General features: G+C 32.5%; 1 protein-coding gene and 1 pseudogene. Both read left to right on the top strand.

Annotation, left to right across the window (positions count from 1 at the left end):
- The first annotated feature begins 274 nt into the window (after window positions 1-274).
- Entirely contained in the window at window positions 275-940 is a 666-nt protein-coding gene (locus tag ACOCEA_RS17920; protein ID WP_420757648.1) for a hypothetical protein, read from the top strand.
- 243 nt (window positions 941-1,183) lie between these two features.
- Window positions 1,184-1,374: pseudogene (locus ACOCEA_RS17915) on the top strand (prolipoprotein diacylglyceryl transferase); the annotation flags it as partial.

Here is a 1,374-nt window from a genome sequence, read left to right as displayed (position 1 = left end):
ACCTAAAATTAATTGCTCCGGATTTTCCGATGGAAAATCTAGAGCTATTTTGCTATCTTAGTTCGCGATGGGAAATCCTGTCGGATTTCACAACGCAACTAATCTTAGCTTAGACGTTGCCACACATTTGAGAAAAACCGAATTGAATAGAATGAACAGACTTCTTTTTTTATTATTTATTTCTATTCCAATATGCAGTTTTGGACAAATTGAAAATAAATGGCAACCTGACAGTATTTACGCAAACCGACAAGTAAAGAAAATATTTGTTTATATGACTTCGCCGAAAGACTTGTCCGAAATCATAGAATTTGACCGAACTGGAAAAAGAATACGCTCGACAAAATATAGTGCTTCTTACAATCGTAAAACACGAAAAAGAAAACGGATTGAAAAAATCAAACTATTTCGATACAACAATAAAAATCAATTGATTAAAATAATAGATTCGGTTGGACAGGATTCAACCACTTTTAAATATGAGACTAATGGAAAACTAACTTCGTCTCGAAAGAATTTAGGAAGTTTTGCTTACGAGACAAGCTATAGTTATCAACCTTACGAATCGAAAACAACAAGGAGAAACGATTCAATTGTTATTTATCAAAAAACCAAAGAACACGAAAAAGACTTTTATATCAAACGGTTTTACGGATATTATTTCGAACCAAAACTCAAAAAAGTTGTGGATACTATAAACGGAATTCCGAACACAACAGCCTACAAGGACTACTCGGATTTGGAAAAATTTAAAGACGACAAGACCATCACGAACTTTTTCAATAACAAAGGTCAGCTTATAAAATCTGACATCAATTCAGTATTTATGAACGACCGAATAAACGAATACGAATTGACTTATAAATATTACGAAAATGGACTTTTGAATAGTATTCGTGGATATGTGCCAAGATATTTTAAATATGAATTCTGGGAATAAAAAACGTGTGGCAACAACGTGTATAAAACATAGCTAATAAGTGCTAAACCAAAAGGCTTGTACTTATTTACAAAGACCGCCAAATTTTTAAATTTGGCTTTTAGAATAGGGAAATTAAAAACAAAACATAAAAATTCGGCTTTGTGTTAATCCGAAAAGTTAGCGTCTTTTTACTCGCTACGTTTCATACACAAGACCGTTAGCCACAAGCTGAAAAAAATTTAGTAACTGTAATCAACCGAAATGAAAGACGGAATAATAAACTGGAATGTCGACCCCGAAATTTTCACTTTATTCGACATTTTTCCAATTAGATATTACAGTCTTTCGTGGGCTATTGGTTGCGGTCTTTTATACTTAGTAGTTAAGAGAGTTTATCAAAAAGAGAAAATCCCTCTCGAAAACTTGGAACAGCTAACTATGTACATTTTAAT

The sequence above is a fragment of the Maribacter luteocoastalis genome, assembly GCF_048890225.1.
Taxonomy (GTDB): Bacteria; Bacteroidota; Bacteroidia; order Flavobacteriales; family Flavobacteriaceae; genus Maribacter; species Maribacter luteocoastalis.
Note: the sequence above shows the minus strand (reverse complement) of the source record. Positions and strands in the feature narration are given on the sequence as shown.

Excerpts from the sequence above, each read along its gene's own strand:
- ACOCEA_RS17920 (WP_420757648.1), top strand. The coding sequence starts at position 275 with ATGACTTCGCCGAAAGACTTGTCCGAAATCATAGAATTTGACCGAACT.